This is a genomic window from Malacoplasma iowae, assembly GCF_900660615.1.
Lineage (GTDB): Bacteria > Bacillota_I > Bacilli_A > Mycoplasmatales > Mycoplasmoidaceae > Malacoplasma > Malacoplasma iowae.
On the sequence record NZ_LR215023.1, the window covers coordinates 770,999 to 794,150 of the forward strand.

At 25.5% G+C, this 23,152-nt stretch carries 19 protein-coding genes and 2 pseudogenes; 5 read left to right on the top strand and 16 right to left on the bottom strand.

Going from position 1 to position 23,152, the window contains the following annotated elements:
* Positions 1 to 100: 100 nt before the first annotated feature.
* From EXC57_RS03055 to EXC57_RS03085, 7 genes are all read right to left on the bottom strand, one after another.
* A complete protein-coding gene (locus EXC57_RS03055; protein ID WP_159402895.1) occupies positions 101 to 754 on the bottom strand; it encodes a copper homeostasis protein CutC in 654 nt (217 codons plus the stop codon).
* A 264-nt stretch (positions 755 to 1,018) separates the two neighbouring features.
* Complete coding sequence (locus EXC57_RS03060; protein WP_004025014.1) at positions 1,019 to 1,609, bottom strand: hypothetical protein; 591 nt, start codon at positions 1,607 to 1,609, stop codon at positions 1,019 to 1,021.
* Positions 1,576 to 4,134 (bottom strand): ATP-binding cassette domain-containing protein, encoded by a 2,559-nt coding sequence (locus EXC57_RS05335; RefSeq protein WP_129692624.1) that lies wholly within the window; start codon positions 4,132 to 4,134, stop codon positions 1,576 to 1,578. Before EXC57_RS05335 ends, EXC57_RS03060 begins: the two co-directional genes overlap by 34 nt.
* Before the next feature lie 26 nt (positions 4,135 to 4,160).
* A complete protein-coding gene (locus EXC57_RS03070; RefSeq protein ID WP_004025012.1) occupies positions 4,161 to 5,435 on the bottom strand; it encodes an ABC transporter ATP-binding protein in 1,275 nt (424 codons plus the stop codon).
* Between the two features lie 2 nt (positions 5,436 to 5,437).
* Complete coding sequence (locus EXC57_RS03075; protein WP_004025011.1) at positions 5,438 to 6,592, bottom strand: ABC transporter permease; 1,155 nt, start codon at positions 6,590 to 6,592, stop codon at positions 5,438 to 5,440.
* Positions 6,593 to 6,594: 2 nt separating this feature from the next.
* Complete coding sequence (locus tag EXC57_RS03080; RefSeq protein WP_004025010.1) at positions 6,595 to 7,815, bottom strand: ABC transporter permease; 1,221 nt, start codon at positions 7,813 to 7,815, stop codon at positions 6,595 to 6,597.
* 46 nt (positions 7,816 to 7,861) lie between these two features.
* On the bottom strand, positions 7,862 to 10,345 hold the full coding sequence (locus EXC57_RS03085; RefSeq protein ID WP_129692625.1) for an MG321/MPN456 family lipoprotein: 2,484 nt from the start codon (positions 10,343 to 10,345) through the stop codon (positions 7,862 to 7,864).
* A gap of 747 nt (positions 10,346 to 11,092) precedes the next feature.
* On the opposite strand from EXC57_RS03085, the gene EXC57_RS03090 reads away from it, so the two are divergent.
* Genes EXC57_RS03090 through EXC57_RS03100 form a run of 3 tightly spaced genes read left to right on the top strand, consistent with a single transcriptional unit; the run spans position 11,093 to position 13,044 of the window.
* Positions 11,093 to 11,866: a YaaA family protein gene (locus EXC57_RS03090; protein ID WP_004025007.1), complete on the top strand. Its 774-nt coding sequence runs from the start codon at positions 11,093 to 11,095 to the stop codon at positions 11,864 to 11,866.
* A complete protein-coding gene (locus EXC57_RS03095) occupies positions 11,866 to 12,210 on the top strand; it encodes a thioredoxin family protein (protein ID WP_004025006.1) in 345 nt (114 codons plus the stop codon). Before EXC57_RS03090 ends, EXC57_RS03095 begins: the two co-directional genes overlap by 1 nt.
* A gap of 3 nt (positions 12,211 to 12,213) precedes the next feature.
* Positions 12,214 to 13,044: a PHP domain-containing protein gene (locus EXC57_RS03100; protein ID WP_004025005.1), complete on the top strand. Its 831-nt coding sequence runs from the start codon at positions 12,214 to 12,216 to the stop codon at positions 13,042 to 13,044.
* Positions 13,045 to 13,203: 159 nt separating this feature from the next.
* Here EXC57_RS03100 and uvrB read toward each other — a convergent pair whose 3' ends face one another.
* The 6 genes and pseudogenes from uvrB to rpsP all read right to left on the bottom strand — a co-directional run.
* Positions 13,204 to 15,177, bottom strand: a complete 1,974-nt coding sequence (gene uvrB / locus EXC57_RS03105) for an excinuclease ABC subunit UvrB (RefSeq protein ID WP_004025004.1) — start codon at positions 15,175 to 15,177, stop codon at positions 13,204 to 13,206.
* Between the two features lie 160 nt (positions 15,178 to 15,337).
* Positions 15,338 to 15,526, bottom strand: a complete 189-nt coding sequence (locus EXC57_RS03110) for a hypothetical protein (RefSeq protein WP_004025003.1) — start codon at positions 15,524 to 15,526, stop codon at positions 15,338 to 15,340.
* Between the two features lie 34 nt (positions 15,527 to 15,560).
* Positions 15,561 to 16,742 carry a M20 metallopeptidase family protein gene (locus EXC57_RS03115; RefSeq protein WP_004025002.1) on the bottom strand — a complete coding sequence of 394 codons (1,182 nt, stop codon included), beginning with the start codon at positions 16,740 to 16,742 and terminating at the stop codon, positions 15,561 to 15,563.
* A 95-nt stretch (positions 16,743 to 16,837) separates the two neighbouring features.
* Entirely contained in the window at positions 16,838 to 17,242 is a 405-nt protein-coding gene (gene rplS, locus EXC57_RS03120; protein ID WP_004025001.1) for a 50S ribosomal protein L19, read from the bottom strand.
* A 3-nt stretch (positions 17,243 to 17,245) separates the two neighbouring features.
* Complete coding sequence (gene trmD / locus EXC57_RS03125) at positions 17,246 to 17,932, bottom strand: tRNA (guanosine(37)-N1)-methyltransferase TrmD (RefSeq protein WP_036451576.1); 687 nt, start codon at positions 17,930 to 17,932, stop codon at positions 17,246 to 17,248.
* Between the two features lie 98 nt (positions 17,933 to 18,030).
* A pseudogene (rpsP, locus tag EXC57_RS03130) lies at positions 18,031 to 18,303 on the bottom strand (30S ribosomal protein S16); the annotation flags it as partial.
* 158 nt (positions 18,304 to 18,461) lie between these two features.
* On the opposite strand from rpsP, the gene EXC57_RS03135 reads away from it, so the two are divergent.
* Both EXC57_RS03135 and EXC57_RS03140 read left to right on the top strand, forming a co-directional pair.
* Positions 18,462 to 19,307: a hypothetical protein gene (locus tag EXC57_RS03135; RefSeq protein ID WP_004025135.1), complete on the top strand. Its 846-nt coding sequence runs from the start codon at positions 18,462 to 18,464 to the stop codon at positions 19,305 to 19,307.
* A 137-nt stretch (positions 19,308 to 19,444) separates the two neighbouring features.
* Positions 19,445 to 20,419: an IS30 family transposase gene (locus EXC57_RS03140; protein WP_129692495.1), complete on the top strand. Its 975-nt coding sequence runs from the start codon at positions 19,445 to 19,447 to the stop codon at positions 20,417 to 20,419.
* 280 nt (positions 20,420 to 20,699) lie between these two features.
* On the opposite strand, the pseudogene EXC57_RS05340 reads toward EXC57_RS03140, so the two are convergent.
* The 3 genes and pseudogenes from EXC57_RS05340 to EXC57_RS03155 form a co-directional block, all read right to left on the bottom strand.
* A pseudogene (locus EXC57_RS05340) lies at positions 20,700 to 20,816 on the bottom strand (hypothetical protein); the annotation flags it as partial.
* On the bottom strand, positions 20,797 to 22,830 hold the full coding sequence (locus EXC57_RS03150; protein WP_129692627.1) for a PTS transporter subunit EIIC: 2,034 nt from the start codon (positions 22,828 to 22,830) through the stop codon (positions 20,797 to 20,799). The pseudogene EXC57_RS05340 and the gene EXC57_RS03150, both read right to left, overlap by 20 nt.
* A gap of 3 nt (positions 22,831 to 22,833) precedes the next feature.
* The gene (locus EXC57_RS03155; protein WP_004025244.1) at positions 22,834 to 23,073 is read right to left on the bottom strand and encodes a hypothetical protein; all 240 of its coding nucleotides are present in this window, start codon (positions 23,071 to 23,073) and stop codon (positions 22,834 to 22,836) included.
* Positions 23,074 to 23,152: the final 79 nt, after the last annotated feature.

The window sequence follows — 23,152 nt, forward strand, 5'->3', positions numbered from 1 at the left end:
TTTGTAAACAAAAAAACACACATATTAATGTCAATAAAATGTGTGTTTAAAATGTTTTATATTTAATTAAAATCAATTCTAAAATAATAAATTAAATAGATTAATTTTGACTAGTATTTATGATTTTTCTACCATGAAATTGTAAAATGTCAGTTTCTTTGTGAATTAATTTATAGTTGTTAAAATCAACCTTACCACCAACAATGATTTCTATTTTGTCTCCATATAGTTCCTGCATTTTTTTCAATCTATCTATATTGTCTATCGCTTGAGTTTTTCCACCTTTTGTTAAAACTCTTTTAAAACCTAGTTTAATTAAAGTTTCAAAAGCAGTATTATAATTTACAACTTCATCAATTGCCATATGAAAACAATACGAAGTTCCTTCAACTTTTTTGATTTCATTTATAAGTTTTAAACATAATTTTTGATCAATTTCATAATCATCATTTATATAACCAAAAATGAATGATTTTGCACCTAAATTTAAAAACTTTTTTATGTCATAAATTAATTTGTTTATTTTGTTTTCATCTTTTAATACAAAAGATTCAGTGTTTCTAATCATTACAACTTGGGAATGTTCTTTATAATTATTTTTAATAAAATTAAAGGTTTCTTCTGTTGGTGTATAACCACCAAATTCCAAATGAGAACAAGTTTCAAACCGATGAAATTCTTTTTTGTTTTTTTCTTTAATTTTCATTACATCATCAATTGAACCAATGCAAAATTCTTTAATCAAATGTTTCATATAATACCTTCTCATTTTTATATCTTTTTTATGAGTGATAAACTATTTTTTTCAATAAATTTAAAATCTAATTACTTTAAATAAAAATTTATAAATTAAATAATTAAAATTAATCATTAAAACTATTTAACTCACTATTAATGATACACATATAAATTTTGTTTTTTTAAATTAATACCGATCTCAAAAAAATATTATTTATTCAATCAAATAAAATTAATAGAAAAAATACACCCCAATTTAAATAGAGTGTATTTTTATTTATTATTTAACAAATATAGCTACAATTGTAGAAATTATAAATAAGAGACTATGAAGACCAAATGAAATTCAAAATAATAATCTAGTTCTAAGTGTTCTTTCGCTTAAGTATTCTTTATATTCATCAATATTTGTAACTCTGTTAATAGAATAATCATTATCATTTCTTGGTTCATTAAACTTTAAGTAGTCAAATCTCATTTTATGAGATATTCTTCTCATTCCATATCTGACATTAGCATTAAAATTTTGTCTGCTAATTAATCAAAAGAAATTTAAACATAGTGTAATTCCACTAGATATTCATAATCCGTCTTGTCATTTTCTTGGGACATAATTTACAACTCCTGTAAACTTTCCTTCAGAATCAACCTCCCTAACAGGGTTTAGTGTTAGACAATATATCAACATACAAGCTACAAAAATAATTCATATAATCACAAAAGGAAATATCCCACTAGGATATTTTCCTTCTCTTACATTACGATAAAGTCTTTTATCTACTTTGGAATTATTTGAATTTATTTCATCTTTATTTACATAAACAGTTTGACCTGTTTTTAAAGAATTTTTACTTCTTGTTGTTCTAACCATTCTAATACTTGACCTTCTGTACCAAAAACTTGGTGACCTTCATCATCTTTTGCTTTATAAAAAGTTGGTTTATTTAAAGGACCATAATCTCTATCATAATCCAATTCTTCATCAAAAGAAGATAAATTTACATGAATTCTAGATAATTCTGGAATTGCTTTAAATAATGATTTAGTATATGGATGAATTGGATTTTTAAAGATTTTATCAACATCACCTTTCTCAACTATTTTACCATTGTGCATAATAATTAATTTATTACATACATAACTTACCATTGAAAGATCATGAGCAATAAATAAGAAAGTAACACCTTTTTCTTTTGCAAGATTTTTCATAATGTTGATAACTTGTGATTGAATTGAAACATCAAGTGCTGATATTGGTTCATCAGCAATAATAAGTTTTGGTTCTGTAATCAACGCTCTAGCAATTACTATTCTTTGACGTTGACCACCTGAAAACTCATGTGGATATCTATAAGCGTGTTCATGTTTTAGACCAACATCCCTTAAAGCTTTAAATACTTTTTCTTTTATTAAAGCTTTAATAATTCAGAAATATAAAATAATACCTGTATATTTATTTGAATTATATAATAGAGTGTTTATAACAAATCTTTGAACTGATTGTTTTTTTTCAAATTCAATAGATTTAATAGCTAATATTTTTGGTTGTAATGCTTTTTTTAAACCTCTATTTGTTTTATATGTATTTCATCTTTCTTTGAAACTTTTTTGATTATTAATTTCTTTTTTTGAAACGACATTAAGTGCATTTTTAATAACTTTTTTAAAATTATTTTTATTTACTCTTGAATCTTTTTTTAATAAATTAATTTCTTGTTTTAATTTATTTATTTCAATTTTTTTATCTTTTAAAGTTAATTTGTAATCAGATATTATCTTTTTTCTTTCATTGATTACATCATCTTTTTTGCTTATTGCACTTTCAAGTTTAGATTCTCAAATACTATCAGTTGAACCTTTTGGATTATTTTCTTTAATTTCTTTTTTAAGTTTTAATACTTGTTCATATCTTTGATTTATTTCATTTTTAAATTTGTCTTCTGTTATTTTAGATGCTGTATTAGATTTGATTATCAATTCATTAATTTTTTGATTATTAACATTAATATCAAATAAACTTGAATCATCAATCAAAATGTTTGCTATTAAATCATTATCATATTGATCTAACAACTCTAAATTTGATACTTTAGTTTTTGGTTTTAAAGTTGGTAAAACACTTTTTTTGTCTTTAATAAATTTTAAGTAATCAATTTTTTGATCAATTGGATTTGTTCCAAATTTATTTTGGATATCCAATATTTCATTAAGATGAGCTTGATATCTTTGAGTTGTTAAAATATCAAGAATTTCAGAAATCTTATTTATTTGTTCTTCATTTAAGTATTTAAGTTTATAAATCTTTTTTAAAATAGAATATTTTTCTTTAAATGCTGTTTCTTGAAACAAGAAATAAGTAAATTGAATTTTATCTGTTGATAACATTTTTTGTTGATAACTTGTTTTTCAATCAGATTTAACTTTTCTTAAAAGTCCATCCTTAATACCTTTGTATTGAGATTTATAAATATTTTTATATTTAGATCTTAAAAGATCTATTTGTAATTCAATATTTTTTAATTCATCTAATAATTCTTTTTGTTTTGAAGAATATTTAGCATTTTCTTTACATTTAATAATTTCTTTATTAGCTTTATCTAATCTAATATCTATATCTTCTAGATCATTATTTTCATATTTAATAAATGTTTCATTAATTAAATTACTTTGATTATCATTTAGCTTGTATACCAATTCAACATTATCTTTTAAATCACTTACAACATCATCAACTATTGAACCTAAATATTCATTCAAACCATCGACAGTATTAAAATTATCTAAGTTTAAGTTTTTTATTTTTTCAATTCCATTTAAATAAATTTGATTTGTATTGTTGTAATAATTTCTATTAAATTCAAGTATTGAGTTTTTATTGATTTCATTAAATCTATAACGAAAAAAATTGTTAACTCTTCAAACTTTTTTCATATACTCAATTGTTTCGCTTTGAACAATTCTATTAATTATTAAAGGTTCTGAAACAATAGTCATAATATTTTTTATTGGGTCCATTGAAGACATTGGATCTTGAAAAATCATTTGAATGTTTTTTCTCATTCATTTATTTCTTTTTCTTCCAAGACTTCTTTGTGATATCAACTGGTTATCAAATTCTATTGTTCCCCCAGTTGCATTATATAATCTAATAATTGCTTTACCTGTTGTAGTTTTACCACTACCAGATTCTCCAATAATTCCAAAGAAATCACCTTCATCAACAGTAAAGTTTATATCATCTAAAGCCTTTTTAAAAGTTCCTCTAACTTTGAACATCATGTTTAAATCTTTTACTTTTAATAAACCTTTTTTAGGTTCACTATTAGCATTAGAATTAGTCAAAGCACTTTGATTTTCATTCAAAGAAAGTTCTTGAATTCTTGTTTCTTTGTCCATTGGTATTTCCTTCCTCTTTATTCAATTTATTGATTGGCTTCTAGATTTTTATTTTTAATTTTTTTAGCTTTTATAGCTTCTTTTATTTCTATTGATTTCTTTGCAACTTTAATTTTTTCTAAAACATTTGCAGGAATTCCTTTAATTGGTGAATCAGGATGTAATAATCATGTAGCAGCTTTATGAGTTTTTGAACCATTAACTGTAAATAATGGAGGTTGTTTTTCAAAATCAATTTTTGTAGCATACTTATTTCTTGGTGCAAAAGCATCACCAATTGGAGGAATTAATAAGTTTGGTGGTGTACCAGGAATTGACTGTAATTCTTGATCACTATTAGAATCTGGAATTGATGAAATTAAAGCTCAAGTATATGGATGTCTAGGATTTGTAAATATATCTTTTATTAATCCTTGTTCCACAATTTTTCCAGCATACATAACATAAACAAAATCACAGAAGTTGGCAACCAAACCAATATTATGTGAAATTAAAACAATTGCTATATTATATCTATCCCTTAATTTTTTAATAATGTCTAAAACTTTGGCTTGGATAGTAACATCAAGAGCAGTTGTAGGTTCATCTGCAATAATTAAATCAGGTTCACTTACAATTGCCATTGCAATAACAATTCTTTGTCTCATACCACCTGAAAATTCATGTGGGTAATCTTTAATTCTTTGTTTTATGTTTTTAATTCCAATGAAATCTAAAACTTCATATAATTTATCTTCAACTGCTTTTTTTGTCGTTTGTGCTTTATATAGTTCTTTTGCTTCAGCAATTCCTTTTTTTAATTTATTAATATCATTATCAATTTTGTACTCTTCTTTAAGATCAAAGATTTTTTGTTGTAATTTTCTTTTTTTAGTTATAAGAATTGATTCAATAACTTGTTTACCAATCCTTTTAGTTGGGTTTAAAGATAAAAGTGGGTCTTGTGGAATATATGCTATTTTACTTCCTCTAATATATTTTCAACTAGTTTTATCAGCTGTTAGTAAATCTCATTTTAAAAAATCTAAATTATCTGCTTTGGTTTTTGAATTATCATTAAAACCAATTAAAGACTTAACTGTAACAGATTTACCAGAACCTGATTCTCCAACAATTCCTAATATTTCTCCACGTTTAATCTTAATTGAAACATCTCTAACTGCATGTAGCATTCCAGCTTTAACTTTAAAAGACACACTTAGGTTTTGAATATTAACTATATAGTCATCAGTTAATTCGTCTCTAGCTGGTTTTAGTTTTAAATATCCTGGTAAAAATTTTTCTTTTAATTTATTTAACATTTCTATTTACCTGCACTAACCCTTGGGTCAATAGCATCATTTATACCATTGGCCACTATTTGAGAAGATAAAGTTAGAAGTACTAGTACTAATGATGGTGCAAGTAGTGGAGTTATGTATTCACTAACTTGGTATCCTTCATCAATTAAAGTACCAATTCCTAAATCAAATTTTGATTTAATACCTAAGAATACTAATGTTGATTCATAAAAAATTATTGCTGGAATAATGTTAACAAATCTAACCAATAATCTACCTGAGATGTTTGGAAGCATGTGGATGAAAATTATTCTTGGTTGGCTACCACCAAGTGTTCTTACAGCTTGTATATATTCAGCATCTTTTGTTTTTAAAATATATGTTCTAGTTGTTATGGCTGGACCCATTCATATAATACAAATAAGCGAAACTAATAATGTATTATTATCAACAGTACCTGCTGCGTTGTTACCAATAACTATAATTGATGAAAGAATTAATAATCACAAGATTGTAGGTACACCACTTAAGATTTCAACAATTCTCATCATCACAGTATCTACAGTATCATATTTTGTACCAGCACAAGCACCTGAAATTGCACCATATATTGCACCAAGTATAACTGATACTATAGCAACAACTACAGCAACTTGTAGTGAGATAGCTGCAGCTTGTCATGTTTTAGTTCAAATATCTACACCTCTAGCGTCTGTCCCAAAAATAGGATAAATGTTTTTTAATTCTGGTAATGCATATGGATTAATAGTTACCAAATAATCACCATTTTCAACCATTTTAGGATCACCAATGATGAAACCAGAAACATCCTTCATTTGATTATAGTATGTTGGTGACATTAATGTTTGGTAATACCCATTAATTAAACCGCCTGGTCATCTTGGTCTTAATGATGTAGCAAAACTATTTGTAGATATTGGGTCATATGCACTATATGGTGAAGCATATGGAACAATGATTGCAAGCAATACTATTATTAATAGAATGATAAAGAAAAATAAAGCTCATTTATTTTTTGCAAATCTTTTTAACACAGAAACTAAATAACCATTTGATTTACCAGAAATTTGATCTAACCTATTTCTAGAATAAATATCAACATGCTTAAAATCATCTGGCGTTAGTTTCATTTCTAAAGCTTGTTGTTCTGTCAACATAATTAGACTTCTCCTTCCTGGTTGTAAACTATTTTGTATTTTTGATTACCAATTATTGCTCATTTTAAATTTGGATCAATTTGCAAGTAATATAAATCATTTTTGTTTAAATTTAGTTTCTTATTAGCTATTAATCTATTTTTTTGAATGTAATCAAATTCAGATGAGTTTGAAAAGATTTCAACGAAATTTTTGTTTTTAAATAATTTTTCTCAACCCAAGAATCATATGTTTCTTTGACTTCATTTATATAATTTCATGTATCAAGCTAAACTATTAGATTTTGCCAATTTAATTCTTGGATCTATAAATGTATATAAAACGTCAGCAAATATCTGTAAAGCAAAATATATACCAGATATAACTAAAGCATTAAACATTAAAAGATAAATTTGTTTTTGTTGTACTGCATCAACAAGTTGGTTGGCAATTCCTGGAACACCATAGAATTTTTCAATAATAATTGAACCACCAACTACGATTAAAAATGAAGGAATAATTACAGATAAAACTGGAATAGATGCATTTCTTAAACAGTGTTTAAACAACACAGTTGGATATGTAAGACCTTTTGATAAAGCGGTTTTAACATAGTCCTGATTTAAAACATCAACCATTTCATTTCTAGTGTAGTAAACAATTGTAGGAGTTAATGAACTCACTAAAGCACTAATTGGCAATAAAGATGTTTTTATTAATTTAATCGGGTCAAATGAACTACTATCAAGTGCTGGAAAAGTAATTGGTCATCCTCCATCTGCTGCTCATCTTATTAAGAAAGTTGCAACAACAAATGATGGAACTGAAAGAAAGAATACAGAGACAACGTTTATTAATGTATCTTGTCATCTTCCTCTATAAACTGCTGCCAACACTCCAAAGAATACTCCGATGATAACAGATAAAACAAAAGCGATTCCAGCTAAAGCCATTGTATATGGCATAACTCTTAAAAATTTATCTTCAATTGAAATACTTTCCCTATAGTTTGTACCAAACTGTCCAGTTGTAATCCATTTTTTTCAAAATAAAGCATATTGTTCAACTACTGGTTTAGTTAATCCTAAACCCTCAAGTCTTTTAAAAAATTCTTCATTAGATTCTTGTTGTGATTTTTCAATTGGAAAACCTGGTAGCAAATTCGTTAGAAAAAATATTAAAGTAATTAGAATAAATAATGCTAATAATGCAAAACCAATTCTCTTTAATATATAATTCAGCATAATTTACCCCCTTTTCTTATTTTATTTCATAAGTACCATTTTATTTTTATTTATTATCTTTTTTAGAAACAGATCAATCTTTAAAATTTGTAGTTGAGTTTAATGATGGTAAAACATTAAATCCTGGTCTAACAACATTGAAAGATTTATAATCAAGACCCATTTCATAATTTGGTATAAATGGATATGTATTATCAATTCATTGCACTAAAGCATATGTGTTGTATTGGTTTAAATCTCCTCAAGTAGCAATTTGTGAACTTAATCCACTTGTAATATCAGTTACTAGATAATCTGTTGCTTTTAAAGTTGTATTACTATTTTGATCTTTCTTTTTTATTCCACCTTTTTGAACTAAATAGTTTCAAAGATTTGTCAATCAAGCATCTTTTGAACTTCAACCTGTACCTTCTACAGGATCTTTTTCAACTTTATTACCATTAGTTTTTTTAACTGCTGCTTGCATTTCTTTAAATAATAAAGGTCACAATGTAGCAGTTTTTGTATCAGCAACCAATCCAACTTCTATATCACTACCATTTATTTTATTTTTCATTATTGGATATCCATCTTTATCAAATTTATATTGAAAATAATATCCAACTCAAGTACCAACCGCATTATAATCTGGTCCTCAAAGATATGATCCTAATGGTGAATTTGCATTGTAAAAATAATCAACAACTGTTTGGTTAGTTCTATTTATTAAATTAAATTTAACTTTGTTATTAGTTAATTCACTAATTGATTTAATTAGTTCTTGAATATATTTAGTTTGTTCATTTGTATATGAAGACACAAGAGTTCTATAATCAAGTTCTAAAGGTGTTTTTGCTGTGGCACCAATATTGTCTAGTGCTTTCATCATTGCATCATATGTATTCTTTTCTTCTTCATTCATGTTATTTGTTAACAAATAACCATTACTATTAATATCTTTTAATTGCTCTTTATAATTACCAACTAACCCTGTAATTTTTTCTCCATTGATAGTTACATCACCATCTCTTATTTGTTGATATTGAAGAGTTGTTTTATTACCATTTGTATAAGATAAATAACCATAAGGAGAAGCAGACATAGTAACATCATATTTTCCTGGTTTTCAAGCAAGTTGTGCAAGCTTAGCATAATTAATTAAAGTGTTTATTCCTTTTCTAATTGCTAAACCATCTGTATAATAGCTTTTTACAAATTTTTCATATACAGGTCCAATATTTGTTTTTAATGAACCATTAGTATCATATATATCAGTGTTATATGCAATGAATTGTCCTTGTGTTGTTTTTGTAGCAGTTACAGGTCTTAAAGCACCTGTTCCAGAATATTTTAAAACAGCTTCTAATTGTTGAGCTGCTGGAACTTGTGCATAATCTAATTCACCAGTTGTAAAACCTCTATAAATTTTTTCATTGTTCCCAAATGCATTCCCATAAAATAAAATGACATTTTTAATTTTTTCATCAATTTTTCCTGCACCTTTAACTTTTTCAAAATAATAATCATTTCTAACAAAATCAACATCTTGTAAAGTTGAATTTCTAATATAGTATGGACCAGCACTTCAAATATCAACATTTGTTTGCTGTTCTCCACCTCCAAATACAGCATTCCAATTTGTGTTAACTTGATCAATAACTCTACTTCCATCATTATCTGTTAATACAATTGGATTATTTGAATCATTTTCGTCACCAAGTGTTAGTATTGGTTTTACTTCTGGATTATCATATGGCATTGCTGCAAAATAACCTTTGGAAATAATATCAAATAAATAAATTGATGGAGTTGATGTCATTTGAAAAGTAAATGTATTATTAGTAGGTTCTGTTTTCAAAGTTTTTTCTGGATCAATTCCTGCTAAAGAAAAGAAATAGCTATTTGCGTTTAAACCATAAAGAGTAGATTTATAATAACCTTCCATTCCTGCATAAAAATCCTTTGCAGTAACATCTCCCATTACATTACCATTCTTATCTCTTCATTTAAGCCCTTCTCTTATCTTAAATTCAACTGATGTTGCAGTATCTAATGCTTTTTTTGCTTTTTCTAAATCAATTGCCCCTGTTGTTTTATCAACAGTTGAATCACTAATAACATGAACTCATTTTTTAGAACCATTTTGAATTGGTGTTGAATTTGTTTCTTCTTTGTCTTCATCATTAACTTTATTTTCTGCAACATAATGAATTTTAATTTCACTTGCACCTTCTAATATCATATGTGCTTCTGGTGTTTGTGTTGCTTCACCAGTTTCATCATTAAACTTATAATCCCCAGTTGTTTGTCAATTAACTAAATTTAAAAAAACAGAATTGAAATAAGTTGTTGATGGTGAATCTACAAATGTTGTACCAAGTGGCGTTTTAGAACTTGTAAACATGTTAACAGTCGTGGCTCATCTAAGAGTATCAGTATCAAATTGCATTGATGAACAACTTGCTAGTGTTACAGCAATTGGAATTGTAGCAACAGATAAAAGCACTGTCGATTTTACTTTTTTCGATAAGAGTTTTTTATTATTTTTCATAGCAACATTTATCAAATAAATTTGATATCCTTTCTTAAATTATTTAAAGCCATACATATAATAAGGGCTTATTACTTTTCTAGTAACAAGCCCTTATTAATCAATTTATAAAAACAACTTAATGAATTTAATTAACTTTGTATCGCTACCAGGATTAATATAATCTATTAATATTGTTTTGTTTCAACTTATTAAAAAGCAAAACAAAACATACTCAACATGCATTTAAATGGCTTATATGCATTAGGTTGAATTGTTAGTTGTGTCGAAGTGTTATTCATATTATTTCTAATAACTAACATTGTTTAATCCTTAATTTAATAGACTTATTATACATTCCAAAACAGAAAATTTTTATATTTTTGGTTTTTTAAAATACAAAATTTTGTGAGTCTGTATTTTAAAATTAATATTTTTTCATTCATATTCAATCTTAATTTAAATATAAAAACTAAATAATAATAACAAAATTAACCATCATAATTTGAATTTCAATAAAAATTATGTAGTTGATCTTTTTAAATTAATAAATAAATTAAGATAAAAAAATTTAATATTTTTAATTTTTAAATACATTTGTTTAAACTTATTTAAAATCATATTTTTTTATTTTAAATAATGAAAAAATATGATTTAATTCCATTAACGGTTTCCTTTTCTAAATAAAAATGATACCGTTTATAAGTGGTAGAATTAAAAACGATAAATTTAATTAAAATTATATAAATATGAAATAAAGGAGTCATTATGATAATTTTAGTTTCCCCATCGAAAACCCAAAAAGAAAACCATAAAGAACTTTGGGATAAATTCGAATTCTCAACACCTGTCTTTATAAAAGAATCTTTAGTTGTAAACAAATCACTTATCAAAACAATTAAAGAACAAAATGAATTTCTATTATATGAAATATTTCAAGTTAATGAGTTTAGTGTTAATGGTAAAGCTTTACTTAAAGATACAATAAGAAATATAGAACAATTTGAAATTAGTAAACAATATCCAGCTATTTTTTATTATTATGGTTTAGTATTTAAAGAAATTCTTGGGGATAAGGTTACAGTAAATCAAATTAATTTTTTAAACCAAAATTTATTCATAATGTCTGCTTATTATGGATTAGTTAAACCTTTAGATTTAATTAAAAATTATAGACTAATGATGGAATCTAAAGTTCAAATTGAAGGTGTAAGACTTGTAAACTATTGAAAAGAACACATCAACTTTTATTTATCTAAATTAAATAAAACAATAATTAATTTAAGTTCAAAAGAATACACACAAGCTTTAGATTATAAAAAACTTAATATTATTGATTTTGATTTTTTAGTAAATGCTAATGGAAAAATCAAATCGCTTCCTACACATAAAAAAATTGCAAGAGGGAAACTAATTAATTATCTTTCCCAAAAAAATAAATTAACATTAGATGTTATTAAATCATTTAATGTTGATGGATACAAATATGATGAAGAAATGTCAACTGAAAGTAAAATTGTATTTATTAAAAATCAAGAATAATGAAAACAATAATTAATGTTAAATCTTTAAACATAAAATCTTTCAGTTCTTTTTTAAACAAAAATAAAAATAAAATTATTGCAATTTTTTATGCTGATTGATGTCCATATTGTTTAAGAAATGTTCCACAAATTATTAGTTGAATTTCAGAATTAAAAATTAATAATGTTATTTACATAAAAATAGATGATGTAAATCAAGATGTTTGAATTGACAGTTTTAATAAAAATGAATGAAATCTTAAAGTTGTTCCAACAGTCAGAATATATGATAAAAATAAATTGATAAAAGAACATAGTAATGAAATTACTAAAAAAGAATTTGAAAATTTTATTAAGGAATAATAAATGGATTGCATTCTTAAAATTAAATCAAGTGTTCATGGCCATACAAAATATTGTAATCATTCAGACATTGAACCTGAATGATTAGTTATCAAAGCAAAGGAAATGGGTTTTAAAGAATTTACAATATCAGAACACATTCCATATGAAAAAGATAGCCCATACCGTCCAACAATGAAAGTATGAAATGATGTTTTATACAAAAAGCTTGTTGAACTTCAAGAAAAATATAATGATGATGATTTTAAATTATTTATATCAATCGAATCTGAATACTTTAAAAAAGATCATCAATTTTATTTTGATTTTTTTAATAAATACAATTTAGATTTTGCGATTTTTGGAAACCACCATTATGGTTCCAACTTAGAACAGCAAATTGAATTCACAGATGTTTTTAAAGATTGCTATGAAGCAACTAAGTGTTATGTTAAACAGGCAATTGATGGGTTTAAATCAAATTTATTTATCCATTTAGCTCACCCAGACTTTATGATTCGTATGTATAATTTTTGAGATCATAGAATAGAAAAACTATATAAAAAATTAATTAAAAAAGCAATCAAATATAACATTAGTCTTGGTTTTAATGTTAATGGTTATTATTCAAAAAATAAAACAAATCCACCTGATGAATATTATTATCCTGTTAAAAAATTTTGAGACCTTGTAAAAAATACAAAAGCCAAGGTTAGAGTTGAGTGTGATATACACCATGTGAAATTACTTGATGCATCATTAATAAACAATTGTTATGATTACGCTATTGAGCTTGGCTTAAAAAATAATTTAATTGATGAAATTAATTTACCAATAAAAAATAAAAAAATTTAATCAAACTTTAAATATCTTATATACAAAAAGATTTAAAAAAAACATGGACATTAAACTTGAATTTTTATTCAAATTTATTAACCATGTTTTTATTTTTTTAATTTTCAACTAAATTGTTTAGTTTATAAACATTCATAAAAAATTATATTAGTTTAAAGTTTAATTACTATTTGATTCAAGCTCAATAATAATATCTCTTAAATAAGCTGCTCTTTCATATTCTTGTTTTTTTGCTGCTTCCATCATTTCTTTTCTAAGGTTAGCAATTGTTTGTTTTCTCATTTGCACACCTTTTTTAGTTTTATCTTTTAATCTATTAAAGTCCAATTCTATTTCAGATCTATCAAGATCTAGTGCAATTGGTTTAATAATAGTTTTTGGAACAATATTATGTTTTTTATTAAACTCAATTTGAATATTTCTTCTTCTATTTGTTTCATCAATTGCAATTTTCATAGCTTCTGTAATTTCGTCAGCATACATAATAACTCTACCATCAACATTTCTAGCAGCTCTTCCTATAATTTGGATTAATGACTTATCACTTCTAAAAAAACCGGGTTTATCAGCATCTAATATCATCACCAATGAAACTTCTGGAACATCTAACCCTTCCCTTAACAAATTAATTCCAACAACAACATCATAAATGCCTTTTCTTAAATTATTTAAGATTTTATAACGCTCTAATGTTTTTAATTCATTGTGAAGGTATGCTACTTTTATGTTTTTGTTTTTTAAATAATTTGTTAATTCTTCAGCCATTCTTATTGTCATGACAGTAATAAATGTTCTTTGTTTTTTTGCAATTTGTTTGTTTAATTCATTTTCAATATCAATTATTTGATCTTTAGTTTTTCTTATTTCAACTATTGGATCAACAAGACCTGTTGGTCTAATAATTTGTTCAGTAATAACTCCATTTGATTCATTAATTTCTCATTCATTAGGCGTTGCACTAACATATAGAACTTTATTTATCTTATTTAAAAATTCATCAAAGTTAAGTGGTCTATTATCTAAAGCACTCGGAAGTCTAAATCCATATTCTACAAGTGTTTCTTTTCTGCTTCTATCAGTATTATACATTCCTCTGATTTGTGGAACCATCATATGAGATTCATCAACAATTAACAATCAATCACCATCAAAAAAATCAAATATTGTATAAGGTGTTTGTCCCTCTTCTCTTAATTCAAGATGTCTTGAATAATTTTCAATTCCAGAACAATATCCAAACTCTCTAAAAGAGTCTAAATCGTGATTTGTTCTTTCCCATATTCTTTGTGCTTCAATTAATTTATTATTATCTTTAAAATTTTGATGAACTAGTTGCAATTCTTTTTCGATTCTTGATAAAGATTCTTCAAGAGTATCTTTATTAGCTAAATATAAATCAGCTGCACAAATAGTTATATCTTTTTCTTTTCTAATAACATTTTTTGATAAAGGTTCTATGATTGCAATTTCTTCAATTTCATCACCAAAAAAAGATAAACGAATGTTAAATTCATCAGTAAAACCTGGAGCAATTTCAACCACATCTCCCTTAATACTAAACTTCCCATGAACAACATCAACATCATTTCTTTGATAATTTAAATTAACAAGTGCATATTGTAATTCTTTAATATTAATTTTTTGATTAAGAACTAAATGCAATTTATTTTTCATAAATTCAACTGGAGGAGTTGAAGCATAAATACAAGCAACACTTGCAACAACTATTACATCATTACGATCTGTAAGTGAATTAAGAGCTGATATATTAAGCATTTCTATATCTGAATTGGTTTGTGAATTTTTTTCAATATATGTATTAGTTTTTGGCAAAAAAGCTTCTGGTTGATAAAAGTCGAAAGCGGATACAAAATATTCAACTTTATTATTTGGAAACATCTCTTTAAATTCAGAATAAAGTTGAGCAGCAAGTGTTTTATTGTGTGCCATTACTAGGGTTTTACAATTTAAATTTTTAATGATGTTAGCCATTGTATAAGTTTTACCTGTTCCAGTAGCACCAACTAAAACTTGTGATTTAAGTTTTTTATTTTTAAAACCGTCAGTAATCTTTTCTATTGCTTGTGGTTGATCACCACTTGGTTTATATTTTGATACCAATTCAAATTTCATAAATCATCCTTTATATTAAATATACAATTGCATAAGCATAAATTATAAATAATAGTATTAGAAAATATAGTAAAGAATCAATTAAATAAACTAGGACATTAAAATAGATTAAACTATTTTAATGTCCTAATAATTATAAGTTATATTATTTCTGCAATTCTTATCTTTTGTTAGAAAGAGCATAAATAATTGCGCCTATAACTGGTGGCATAAAAAAGAAAGGAATGAATCATATTCTACTTTTAAGGTTAAAAGTTTTAGTTAGAATATATACAATCCCTCCTAATAATAAACCAAAAATTAAGGCACATAAAAATCCAATTATATGGAATTTGCCATCTTTAGCCATATTTTCTCCTTTTAATGCATAATATAGTATAGCATTAAACCAATAATTTATTAATAGTGTTTACAAAATATGTAACACCATAAGTTAAAGATTTATCTCCAAAATCATATTTTGAATTATGAATAGGGCATTTATCACCTGTAGAAATGAAAACAAACACTGATGGAACCTTTTGTCCATAAAAACTAAAATCTTCTCCACCCATTACTTGTTCTGTTTCATTAACAAATTTATTTCCAAGTTCATTGATTGTTATCTCTTTAATTTTTTCATTAAGTTCAAAGTCATTATAAACAGCATCATTACCCAATGATTTAAATTCTAATGATAAACCAAATTTTTTTGCAGAACATTCTGCATATTCTTTAATTTTTGATTCAAATAATTTTCTAGTTGCTTCATCAACTGTTCTAAAAGTACCTTTGACTACACAATAATCTGGGATGATATTTCCAGCAGAAGCACTTCCAGATGAAATATTACAAACTGATAAAACACATCTATTTTTAGATGGTACATTTCTGTTTTTTAAATAATAAATGCTATTAATGAATTCTATTGCGCTTGGAATTGGATCAATTGTATCTTCAGGAGAACTCCCATGTCCGCCTCTTCCTTTAAAAATAATTTCAAAAATATTTGTTGATGCCATCATTGCATCATTTTTTGAATAAAAGCAAATTGTACCTTCTTTTAATTCTTTACCAATTGTTACATTACTCATTCCATGTAACCCAATAATAAAATCAATATTATATTTTTCAAATAATCCATTACTAATTATTTCTTTTGCCCCAGAACCAATTTCTTCAGCAGCTTGAAAAATAAACATTACAGTGCCTTTGAAATTTCTTTTTTCAGATATATATTTTGCAGCTCCCAAAGCAATAGTCATGTGTCCATCATGCCCACAAGCATGCATACAACCTTCATTAATTGATTTGTATTCTAAATTGGTTTCCTCTTTCAATGGCAAAGCATCCATATCTGATCTTATTGCAAGACATTTACCATTACCATTTTTAAGTGTTGCAATAATACTTGTTTTCGAAAAACTTCTATCTATTTGAAACCCTCATTCTTTTAATAATGATTCAATTTTTTTTGATGTTTCAAATTCTTTGAAACTCAACTCTGGGTGTTTATGAAATCATTTTCTTGTTTCAATTAATCATTCTTTAAGTTGATTTTCTATTGTTTTTAATAATGAACTCATATCTAAATTCCTTAATAACTATCATTAATAAAATATCATAAATAAATTATTAAAAATAAAAAACGATCATGTACATATGATCGTTATAAATTAAATTATTTTTTATTAGCTTTAGTTTTTTTAATATCTTTAGTGTCTTTAGCTTTTTTTTCTTTAATTCTTGCAGATTTACCAGATCTTTCTCTCATATATGAAAGATAAGCTCTTCTAACTTTACCTTTTCTTACAACTTCTATTTTTTCTAATAAAGGTGAGTGTAATTGGAAAGTTCTTTCAACTCCAACACCATTACTTTCTTTTCTTACAATACAAGTTTCAGAAAGTCCTGAACCTCTACGTCTTAAAACAATACCTTCAAATTTTTGAATTCTTAATTTGTTGTTTTCTAAAATTTTGTTATGGAATACAACAGTGTCTCCAGGACCAAAGTTTGGAATATCGTGCTTTAATTGCGAAGACTCAACATGTTTAATAATATCAACTTTATTAACGTTTGCCATTTTCTATCCTTTCTTTTCTTTTAGATATTTTTGATATAAATCTTTTCTAAATTTTTTAGTCTTTTCAATTTGTTGATTTACTCTATATTCATTGATTAATTTATGATTTCCACCAATTAGAACTTCTGGTACTACCATACCATCAAATTCATATGGTTTAGTATAAACTGGATAGTCTAATAAATTATTCTCAAAAGATTCATTTATCAAACTTTCTTTATTAATAACATTTTCTATTTGTCTTATTGTTGCATCTAAAACAACAAGTGCTGGAAGTTCGCCACCAGTTAAAACATAATCACCTATTGATAATTGAACATCAACATATTTATTAATTCTTTCATCAAAACCTTCATAATGACCACATATAAGAATAATATGTTTACATTTTGAAATCACTTTTGACATCTTATTGTTAAATTGATATCCACTAGGGGTTAAAAGAATTGTTAAACATCCTTTAGTTTTAACTTGTTTTAATGCATCAACTATTGGTTGAAGCATAAGAACCATCCCAGGACCACCACCATATGGAGTATCATCAACTTTGTTATGCTTATTTTTAGAAAAGTCTCTAAAATTTATAATCTCTATTTCAACAGTATTTGAATTTAAAGCTTTTTTAATTATTGAGCTATTAATATATTGATCAAACACTTTTGGAAATAAAGTTAAAATTGTAAACTTCATTATTTAGCTTTTTTAGTTTGAACTGCTTTTTTAGAACTTGTACTTTTAGAAGTACTTGTTTTTTTAGTTGAAGTTTTAGCTACTTTTTCTTTTTTAGGTTTAGCTAATTTATTTTGTAATTTTTGATCATGAAACTTCTTTCAAATTCCTTGTTTTTGTAAAATGTTTCTTGCTGTATCAGTTGGTTGAGCACCATTATGAAGGAATTTTAAAATTGCTTCTTCATTGATTACAACTTTATCATTAACTGGGTCATAAGTTCCAAAAGACTCAATATAAGCACCATCACGTCTTACACGAGAATCCATAGCTACAATTCTATAGAAAGGAAGTTTATGTCTACCCATTCTAGTCATTCTAATTTTTACCATTTAATTACTCCTACAATCAATAGTATAATTATACACATTTTTAAAATAATGGTTAAGTTTTTTTACTTAACCACATTATGATAAATAAAAAATTAGATAATAAATAATGTTTTATTAAATAATTTATACTACAATATAAAGTACTATTGGAGTTATTAATGGAACTATTTGAAAAGCTTAGGTTGATAATAAAAAATTCAAAATTTATTTCTATTATTTCAATAATTTACATAATAATGCTGGCTTTGTACTCTGTTATCATAATTATTAATAATCAATTACGTTCCCAAAATGTTCATGTTACAACTGATGGAGAAATAGTAATAAACGGACCAGTCCAAACACTTCCTGTAGGAATTATATTATTTGCTCAAATTTGTTTAACTATAGCAATAACTCTAATTGTTTTATCCTCCACATTAAGTATTAATGTTTTTATGAAATTAAAAAGATTATCTAAAGATAGTGTTGACGGACAAGAAATATATGACAACTTAATTATTTGTAGTTTTTTAAGCATAATATTTTTTGGATTTATATTTTCTTTCATCTTATGAATAAAAAGTGTTAAAGTTTCAAAAAATCTTGAAAATTATTATGATTATGTTGATTCATTAGAATTTAATGAAAATGAAGTAGAAACTAAAAAAAGATTTAGTTTTTTCAAAAGATTTAAAAAACAAAAAGATGATTTTTCTAATGATGAAATTGATGACAACAAACAAATAGAAGATTGAAATATTAGAGATGATGATTATTATATGAATTCTGATTCTTATTATAATAATCAATATCCTGATAATAACAAAACATATAATTCTGCCCAACAAAGTGATTATCAAGAATCAAATGATTTATATGATGAAATTTATGATGATGACGATGACACAATTTATCATTATGATAATGATTATGATGATTATGATAATGAACCATATCATGATGATGGATTAGGTTATTACCAAGATAGTCAATATGGTGATAACAATGATCATAGATATTAAAAAAACTTACAGTAATTAAACTGTAAGTTTTTGCTCGATTGACATGTGAAGTGCAACACTCAAAAAAGAGTGTGCACTTCATTTGTTTTGTTTGTAAGTGTTCACTAATAAAAAGATAATGAATATTAGGAGTGCTTATGAAAACTTATAAACATTTAACAAAAGAAGAAAGATGCTTAATTTATTTTCTTTGAAATAAAGAAAAATATTCTATGAATAAGATTGCAAAAATCTTAAATAAAAACAAATCAACAATATCAAGAGAATTAAAAAGAAACACATCTTCAACAGGGATTTATTATTCATCAACTGCTCACAAAAAATACATTAGAAGAAAATCAAATTGTCATATGTTTTTTATGTTGAAGTACAAAAACTTCACAGATCTTTTTATTCAAAAATTTAATCCTAAATCTCATGGTGTAGAAGCTACAATTTTTTGAATAAAAGAAAACTATCCGTTAGTTAAAGTTCCAAGTGCTAGGCAAGTATTTAGATGAATCAATAGCAAGATTTGAAAGATACAAAGAAGAGATTGTTTAAGAAGAAAATATGTTAAAGGAAAAAGAAGAAAAATAGGTATATTTTCTAAAATTGATGGAAAATACTGCATTCCTTATAGTCTAAGACCAGAAAAGATAAACAATAGAAAAGAATTTGGACATTGAGAAGCTGATCTAATAGTTAGTAAAAGGCAAAGTGGTTATTACCACTTATTGACATTAGTGGAAAGAAAAACAAGGTTGGCAATTATTAGAAAAATAAAAGGGAAGAACGCTAGATCAATGATGGCTAAAATGTATACCATTATTCGAGATGAAAAACTCCCAATAAAAAGCATCACTGTTGATAATGGGTTAGAGTTTCAAATGATGGGAATAACTGCAAAACAATTCAACTTTAAAGTTTATTATTGCCAACCTTATTCTTCATTCCAAAGAGGGTCCAACGAGAACATAAATGGGATAGTTAGAAGATGATATAAAAAAGGAACTGACTTCAGTTTAGTAAGTGAAGATAAAATAAAAACTCTTGAATGAAAAGTAAACAACATCCCAAGAAAAATGTTTGGTTATAAAACAGCTTACCAAATGTATCAAGAAAATATTTAAAACAAAAAAACTCTCAACTTATATTTCAAAGTCGAGAGTTTAATGTAACATTGAAGTGTTGCACTTCACATGTCAGTTAGGGAAAAACTTACAGTAATTAAACTGTAAGTTTTTTTAAGCTGTAGTTAATTTAATTAATTGAAAATAATTGATCTGAGTTTTTAATGTTTTTATTTTCTTTTACTAATAATTTAAATTTATCATCTTCACTTAAAGTTTCTTCCAATACAATAACCACAATTGTTGTATCATATCCAAGTTCTTTGAGTTTTTCAAAATCAACTTCTGCTAAAACATCACCTTTTTTAAGGTTAACATTTTCTTTACCTATATATTTTGATTTAAATATTTTGTTATCTTCTCCAAGTTCAACTGTGTTAACTCCAATATGTATTAATTAATACACTATAACCATTTGCTTCAACTATATAAGCATGACCGGTTTTGAAAGCACTTAACAATTTACAATCATTATTAATAATGATTTTGTTTGTTTTAGGTTCTATAGCTAATCCTTTACCCATTAATGCAAACGTTGTATCAGACATATTTTCAAGTTTTATAGTTTTTCCATCAACTGGAGAATTAAATATTAATGATAATTGTTTTGTTCTATCTGCTTTAACATTTTCTTTTACATTATTATTTGTTTGTAATGTTAAATCTTGGTTTTTATTTTTTATTATTTGATCATTAAGCAATTCAGCTTCTTGACCTATTATTATTTGCACAGATTTATCAGATATCTTTTTAAAACCCATTGCACCGCTTTCGTGAATTAGTTTTTCATCAACTTTAGAATAATCTTTTATTTCATATCTTAATCTTGTTGTACAACTTTGATAATTTGTAATATTATCTCAACCACCAAGACCTAGAATAATTTTTTTAGCTTTATTTGATAAAGTATTAGTTGAATTTATGTTATCTTCTTTTTTATCTTCTTGTCTTATTATATTTTGTCCTCTACCAGGAGTTTGTAAATTCAATTTTTTAATAATTAAATTTGAAATAAAGAAATAAGATAATCCACAAACTGGTCCGATTACAAATATTCAACCAGGATTTGCAAACACCCCAACAATAGAACTTATATGTGTTGCTTTTGCATCAGCTATCTGAACTGATTTAGGAATTGATAACAAGTAATCAACAAAACCAGCACTAAAAGAAAAACCTAACTGAATTCCAAATAGATTAGTTAAAAAAGCAAATAAACCTGATAATATTGCATGTACAAAATACAATAATGGAGAAACAAACATAAATGCAAATTCTATAGGTTCTGTTATTCCTGTTAAAAACGAAACAACAGCTGCTGGTCCAAAAAGTGATAACACTTTTTGCTTTTGTTCTTTATTGTCAGCATTTTTATATAATGCATAACATAACATTGGTAAACCAAACATCATCATAGGAAAGAATCCAGTTTGGAAAGTTCCAGCAGTTAAAACTTGATTATTTGCTTGTATAACATCACCATTTAAGAAACCATTAATATCTCCATAAACAAAACCATTACCTGATTTAAATTGACCAAATGTAAATCAAAATAATGTATTTGGAACATGATGTAAACCAAAAGGAATTAACAACCTATTTAAAAATGAATATACCCCAGATATACCTGCATTTGCATATGTATTACCAGTAGCACTTATTAATCCATTTGATATTAAATATAAAAGATATCCGATTCAAGGAAAAATAATTGCATAAACAATACCAAAAAACACAATTGATAAAATTCCTAATACTGGAATTAGTCTTCTCCCTGAAAAGAAACCCAATATTTTTGGTAATTCAATTGAATTAAATTTATTATAAATAAATGCTATTAAACATCCACTAATAATACCATTTAAAACATTGTTAGCTAAAATACTGTTATATTTTTTAATTCCAAATATTCTTTCAAAACCAATTGAATCATTACTATATTCTCCACTAGCAATTTGTTCTGCACTTGGTTTTGGAAAATCTATTCCTCCATATATTTGTTTTGGTAAATCTACTCCAGGAAAAGAACTATAACCATTACCCATTAAATAAGATAATAACAATATACCAATAAAACCAACTAAAGCAGCTTCACCCCGGTTATCTTTGGTAAATCCAAAAGCTACACCGATTCCAAAAAGAATATGAAGATTATTAAAAACAACATTACCAACTGATCTAAACAAACCACCAACAAACAATGTAAAATTTGAAACATCTGCTGCTGGAATTTGCGCACCAATCCGATTTAAAATACCAGCAATTGGCAAAACAGCAATTGGAAACATTAAAGCTTTACCTAAAGCTGACAATTTAGCAATAAATTTACTACCGTTTTCTTTAAATTTTATAGCTATTTTTGATTGTGTACTTTTTCTTATATATCCAAATGTATTAGCATTTGAACTCATATTTTATCTTTTCTTTTTCTTATATATATCTATAACTTGTGAAAAAATAGCTATCGACAAAACACAAATTAATACAAATGAAACACTTGATATAGCATCTGTTTGAGAAATTACTTTGCTATTTGATCATAAAACTAAAAAAATTATGTCTACAATAAGCAAAATACCTGTTAATATTCAAGATACCACATAGGTTCATTTCAAAGGATTTCATTCTTTTAAACTTCCTATTTTATTTTTCATAACACCCCTTTTCATAATACATTAAAAAAAGTTGTATATATAAATTTTATTAGATAGTGTTTTTTATGCATTGCTTTAT